This is a genomic window from Glaciimonas sp. GG7 (genome assembly GCF_052976905.1).
In genome coordinates this window covers 1-5,515 of record NZ_JBRIIQ010000164.1, presented here as the reverse complement: position 1 = coordinate 5,515, position 5,515 = coordinate 1, and the positions used below count along the sequence as shown (strand labels likewise).

Sequence of the window (5,515 nt, the reverse complement as noted above, 5' to 3'; positions counted from 1 at the left end):
ACGATATTTTTTAACGGCATTGCCAAAATAAAAAGCTGCATCTTCGGAGAAAACTAAAGAACGAATAATTACCCATCAGATTGGCATGCCAGACCTCGACTGTGGCACCTGGCATTGGCTTGCCATGCGCATCAAATACCGTGCCTTGCATGAATAACACTTCTGCTTCGTCGCTGACCGCATCTTCATCCAGACGCGCATAGCCTTTGCTTTCCGGTGCACCGGCGACGTATAAAGGACCTTCGATCGTACGTGGTGTACCGCCACTCAGACCAGCTTTGGCTTCTGCTGCGTCAGCACGGATATCGAAAAATCGTTCCAGACCCAGACCCGGGGCGATCAAACCGAGCTCATTGCGGCTACCGGCTACGGACAAATATTCCAGACCTTTCCAGAATTCGCTTGCCTGTATATCCAGATCTTCTATCGTCTTGCACAGATCGCCGACTATGCGCAGGACGATCTGTTGCACGCGCGGATTTGCTGCACGGATGGCGGAATCGATGATCCAGCTTTTTACCAATGTGTCGATTTCAGTGTGTGTCATGGTTGTCTCCTGAGATGTCATTATTTATATGGGAAGGGGTAATGCTAATGCTTGCAACAGCGAACGCTCTCTTTATGCGTCGTCCAGTCGGATCGAGGACGGATGACGGCACAAAGGCATGATCTGAATTGTCATGTACGGAAATAAGGGCAAAGTCGAAATCAGCGTATGCAATTCTTCGACGCTGCTGACATCAAAAATGCTGATGTTGGCGTACTGACCGGCGATCCTCCACAGGTGTCGCCACTTGCCGCTCTCTTGCAAACTTTGGGCAATTGCTTTTTCTGTTTTCTTAAGTTCAGTCGCCTGATTTTCCGGCATTGTCTGCGGCAAATTGACGTCCATTCGTACGTGAAACAACATAGTGTTCTCCTGTTTTCTTAAACGGCAATATTATTTACGGCGCATAAACTGTAATTTTTCGCGGTCAATTTCGACCCCAAGACCCGGCTTGTCAGGGACTTGCAACATAAAGTCTTTATAGACCAATGGTTCGCACAACACTTCTTCGGTCAACAGCAATGGCCCGAACAATTCGGTCCCGTATGACAGATCACTGAAAGTGGAAAACACATGGGCAGAGGCGGCAGTCCCGATCCCGCCTTCGAGCATCGTTCCACCGTACAAACCAATACCGGCAAGTTGCGCGACGGTAGCGACCTGAATCGCAGGGATTAATCCACCGGATTGGGTGATCTTCACGGCGAACACGTCGGCCCCGGCAATGGTTGCGAGGTCAAATGCATCTAAGGGACCATGCAAGGATTCGTCGGCCATCAGCGCGACCGAAAAACGGCTCGCCAGACGCGCCAAACCGGCTTTATTGTCTGCGCGAATCGGCTGTTCAATTAGGTCAATACCACCAGCCTCAAGGGCTGCAATGCCATTGACGGCTTCGAGTTCGCTCCATGCCTGATTGACATCGACCCGCACACTGACGTCAGCGCCGAGGGCTTTTTTAATGGTCAGTACGTGGGCGACATCGTCTGCGACCGAACGCAATCCGATTTTCAGTTTGAAGATCCGATGACGCCGCAGCGCAAGCATTTTTTCAGCTTCGGCGATGTCTTTCGTCGTATCTCCGCTGGCCAGCGTCCATGCGACGGGTAACGCATCACGCACGCGTCCACCTAATAATTCGCTCAACGGAATATTCAAACGGCGTGCCTGTGCATCGAGCAAGGCGGTTTCAATGGCGCATTTGGCAAACCGGTTGCCTTGAATGATTTTGCGTATCTTTGCCATCGCCTTGCCAACCTGACTGGCATCCATGCCGATCAACAAGGGTGCGATATGGGTATCAATATTGGTCTTGATACTCTCAGGACTTTCTTCGCCATAGCTCAGGCCACCAATGGTAGTGGCTTCGCCCCACCCTTCGAAGCCATCCGCACACACCACCCGCACCAACACCAGCGTTTGCGCGTTCATGATCGCTACCGATAATTTATGAGGGCGTATCGTGGGGACATCGACCAGAATAGTTTCTATAGTTTTGATCATATTTTATTTGTATAATTATGCGAATAACAGCAGGTTAGACGAGCAAAATAGGGTCGTCCAACACCGATTAGCTATCGCATCAATACTTTTTAGGTATAAAGATGGAATTGCGCCACTTACGCTACTTCGTCGCGGTTGCCGAGGAGAAAAACTTCACGCGCGCCTCTAAGCGTTTATTCATCGCCCAGCCGCCGTTGAGTCGTCAAATCCAACAACTAGAAGAAGAATTAGAAGTCTCTTTGTTTGAAAGAGGATCACGTCCGCTCGAACTGACTGAGGCTGGCAGGTTTTTTTACGCGCATGCCCAACAATTGCTGGGCAAGGCAGCGGATCTGAAATCGATGACGCAACGGGTGGGGAAAATGGAAAGGACGCTCTCAATCGGATTCGTCGCCTCCACCCTGTACGGACTGCTGCCAAAAATCATCCGGCGCTTTCGTTCGGAGTACAACGCGGTCGAAATCAGCTTGCATGAAATGACCACCATGCAACAAATCAAGGCGCTCAAGGAGGGGAGTATTGACGTCGGCTTCGGGCGTATCCGCTGTGAAGATCCGGATGTGCGGCGCATCATATTGCGGGAGGAGAGATTGATCGTGGCATTGCCTGCTGGCCACCCGCTTGCCGCTTCGGGGATGCCGCTCAAGCTGAAAGACTTGATTTTTGAAACGTTGATTATTTTCCCGAAAGCACCCCGTCCCAGCTTTGCTGATCAGGTGTTATCGGCTTTTAGCGACCGCGCAATCAAGCTGGAAAAGATCATCGAGGTCCGAGAGCTCCAGATCGCCATCGGCTTAGTCGCTGCCGGACAAGGCATAGCGATCGTCCCTGCCAGCCTGCAAGGGATGAAGCGAGAAGATATTAGCTATAGAGAACTGGACGAAAAGAACACGACTTCTCCGATCATTTTTAGCGTGCGGATGGCCGATCAGTCAGAGGAGCTTGGGCAGTTGTTGCGACTCATCTACGATATCTACGATGCGGAAAATATTGCGCATGTGAAAGAATCGCTGTGAAGTCTTGAGGATGATGATGGTACGGGGTTTGAACTAGACCCCCTTCTCCCGCTGACGGAAAAAAGGGGGTAAGCAACATGCGATTGTCAGCGCAATCACCTGGCTTTTTATTTAAACCGTACTTTGCCAACCAGACGCATGGTCAAAGTGGTTTCGCCTGGCTCGAAGCTTGGCTCTTCAACCTGCGGGGCATCGTTCATTGCCGCTGAGCGCATCATCATTGGCGCTGCTCTCACCCCCATTTCAGCAGCGTAGTTACCCGAACCTTCAAAATCAACGGTGTCGAGTACTGCATCGGCTTCATTACGGCCCATCGCACGCGCGACAGAACCGATGCGTTCCGTCAGGTTGCGATAGGTGGCAACGATGCGCTGATCGTCTAGTTTTTTGCTGGTGGCGTCACTCAGACCGAAGCTCAGACCATTTAAGCCCAGCACGCTTTGTACCGAAGCGACGGTTTTCGGCAGCGTGGTGAGATTGGTCGTGGTGGCGTCCAGATATTGTCCGACGCGCCAGCCTGTCGGTTGCCGCGGCTGGTTGGTGTTGACACGCGGCTGTGTCTCTTCGGGATAAACCGGATAAGTGTAATAGCCACGCGTTTGCAGAATCGCCTGTGGATCTTGTCGCTTCAACATATCGGTCCCCTGCTTCATCTTGAGATTAACGCGGGAGGCCGCAGCGGCCTTGTCTTTATCCTGCTCTTCTACGGTGAAGGTAATACGTACCTGATCATTGACGTGCCTGACTTCGCCATAGGCGGGGACGATGACCAGGGTGCCGGTCGTGGGGATGTTGGTTTGCGCATGGGCGCTCAGACTGGCTAGCACTACGGTTGCTGAAACCACCAGATTACGCAGATGACGATTGTTTGACATAGAAATTCTCCAAAAAAAGAGAGGCGTTTCTTGGGATCACGCCTCACAGAGTTTGCAATAACAAAGATACAAGTTGCGTCTTTCGATGATGCTTTGATTACTTAGTTCTCAATGAAAACTAAATAGGTAGAGATTGCCAGGTCAGCGCTCACCTTTTAAGTGGAAATGGCAATGTTCCCCTTGCTGCTGCATCGTATTGATAGGGCGGGAGTTCATCGCCGCAATGTTTACAAAACAGTGCGTCGGCCTCATGCCCTTCTGTCAGGCAGTTGGTGCAGGTACGCGTCGTCGGCGTGCCCTTCATCATACTCATCGCCAGTTCGACTCCGACGATTCCGGTAGGTAAGGCGATGATGCCGTAACCGAGCAGCATCGCCAGTGAGGTCACCATTTGCCCGAACGGGGTTTTGGGATGGATGTCCCCATAGCCGGTGGTCGTGAGCGTGACAATCGCCCAATACATGCCGACCGGGATACTGGTGAAGCCATTTTCCGGCCCTTCGATGACATACATGATGGTGCCGAGAATGACGCTCATGATGATGACGGCACCAAGGAAGACGAATATTTTATGCCTGCTATTGCGCAACGCCTGCAACAAAATCTGCGATTCGTCGAAGTAGCGCGGCAGTTTTAGCACGCGAAATACCCGCAGCATGCGGAGCAGTCGTACATCAATGAGGAAGTGAAGTTCCGGCATGAATACGGCGATATAGGTGGGCAATATCGACACCAGATCAATGATCCCAAACAAGCTCGTGGCGTAGCGCAATGGTCGCTTTACGCACACCAGGCGCACGATATATTCGATGGTAAACAGGATGGTGAATAACCATTCCAACCCATTCAACAACATAAAATCACGCGCCCGGACCGCGCCTATGCTGTCGACAATCACGGTCGCCACGCTGAGCACAATGATGACTAGCAGTGCTGTATCAAAACGTCGGCCAGCAACGGTGTCGGCCTCGAAAATGATGGTGTATAGCCGCGCTCGCCAACTCTGATCGGGCTTGCCGAAACTGCGTGATTTTGGGACTTTTTTGGTCATGTATTTAGAGGAGGACTTTCGTTAATTGCAAACATCTTATATAGCAAAAAGGGACGCTAATGCGTCCCTTTTTTACAGACTAAATATTCCAATTAGTTCTTAGATTGATTAAGGCATGTTGACATATAAAACTTGGGTCACTACCAAGCCCGTTCGGACTGAGTAGGCACAAAGTGCCGTATCGAAGAATCGCCTGGGCATACATATACTTCGATACGCCCTGAAGGGCTACTCAGTACGAACGGGTTTTCTCTAATTCAAATGTCAACAAACCCCTGACAGTCCAGTAACTAAAGTACGTATTAGTTCTTCGATTGATCAACCATTGCGTTCTTTTTGATCCACGGCACGTGAAACCGATAAAAAAACTGTGCAGTGCACAGTTTTCGGTTTCACGCTGGGATCGCTTGCAAGCGATTCCAGCATGATGCCTATCTTTTCAAGTAGCTAAAGTCTTATTAGTTCTTGGATTGATCAACCATTGCGTTCTTTTTGATCCACGGCACGTGAAACCGATAAAAAA

At 50.6% G+C, this 5,515-nt stretch carries 5 protein-coding genes and 1 pseudogene; 1 reads left to right on the top strand and 5 read right to left on the bottom strand.

All coding sequences use genetic code 11. The features are described from left to right. Positions 1 to 55: 55 nt before the first annotated feature. The 3 genes and pseudogenes from ACVBEF_RS20425 to ACVBEF_RS20415 form a co-directional block, all read right to left on the bottom strand. Positions 56 to 547, bottom strand: a pseudogene (locus ACVBEF_RS20425) (dioxygenase); the annotation flags it as partial. Between the two features lie 72 nt (positions 548 to 619). Further along, complete coding sequence (catC, locus tag ACVBEF_RS20420; RefSeq protein ID WP_447125749.1) at positions 620 to 910, bottom strand: muconolactone Delta-isomerase; 291 nt, start codon at positions 908 to 910, stop codon at positions 620 to 622. 30 nt (positions 911 to 940) lie between these two features. After that, positions 941 to 2,050: a muconate/chloromuconate family cycloisomerase gene (locus ACVBEF_RS20415; RefSeq protein ID WP_447125748.1), complete on the bottom strand. Its 1,110-nt coding sequence runs from the start codon at positions 2,048 to 2,050 to the stop codon at positions 941 to 943. A gap of 101 nt (positions 2,051 to 2,151) precedes the next feature. Between ACVBEF_RS20415 and ACVBEF_RS20410 the strand changes: the two genes are divergently transcribed. After that, positions 2,152 to 3,066, top strand: a complete 915-nt coding sequence (locus tag ACVBEF_RS20410; RefSeq protein ID WP_447125747.1) for a LysR family transcriptional regulator — start codon at positions 2,152 to 2,154, stop codon at positions 3,064 to 3,066. Between the two features lie 107 nt (positions 3,067 to 3,173). Here the strand turns inward: ACVBEF_RS20410 and ACVBEF_RS20405 are convergent, their stop codons facing one another. Both ACVBEF_RS20405 and ACVBEF_RS20400 read right to left on the bottom strand, forming a co-directional pair. Next, entirely contained in the window at positions 3,174 to 3,941 is a 768-nt protein-coding gene (locus ACVBEF_RS20405; RefSeq protein WP_447125746.1) for an SIMPL domain-containing protein, read from the bottom strand. Between the two features lie 148 nt (positions 3,942 to 4,089). Further along, positions 4,090 to 4,992: an ion transporter gene (locus ACVBEF_RS20400; protein ID WP_447125745.1), complete on the bottom strand. Its 903-nt coding sequence runs from the start codon at positions 4,990 to 4,992 to the stop codon at positions 4,090 to 4,092. Positions 4,993 to 5,515: the final 523 nt, after the last annotated feature.

Excerpts from the sequence above, each read along its gene's own strand:
- ACVBEF_RS20405 (WP_447125746.1), bottom strand. The coding sequence starts at position 3,941 with ATGTCAAACAATCGTCATCTGCGTAATCTGGTGGTTTCAGCAACCGTA.
- ACVBEF_RS20410 (WP_447125747.1), top strand. The coding sequence starts at position 2,152 with ATGGAATTGCGCCACTTACGCTACTTCGTCGCGGTTGCCGAGGAGAAA.
- catC (WP_447125749.1), bottom strand. The coding sequence starts at position 910 with ATGTTGTTTCACGTACGAATGGACGTCAATTTGCCGCAGACAATGCCG.
- ACVBEF_RS20415 (WP_447125748.1), bottom strand. The coding sequence starts at position 2,050 with ATGATCAAAACTATAGAAACTATTCTGGTCGATGTCCCCACGATACGC.
- ACVBEF_RS20400 (WP_447125745.1), bottom strand. The coding sequence starts at position 4,992 with ATGACCAAAAAAGTCCCAAAATCACGCAGTTTCGGCAAGCCCGATCAG.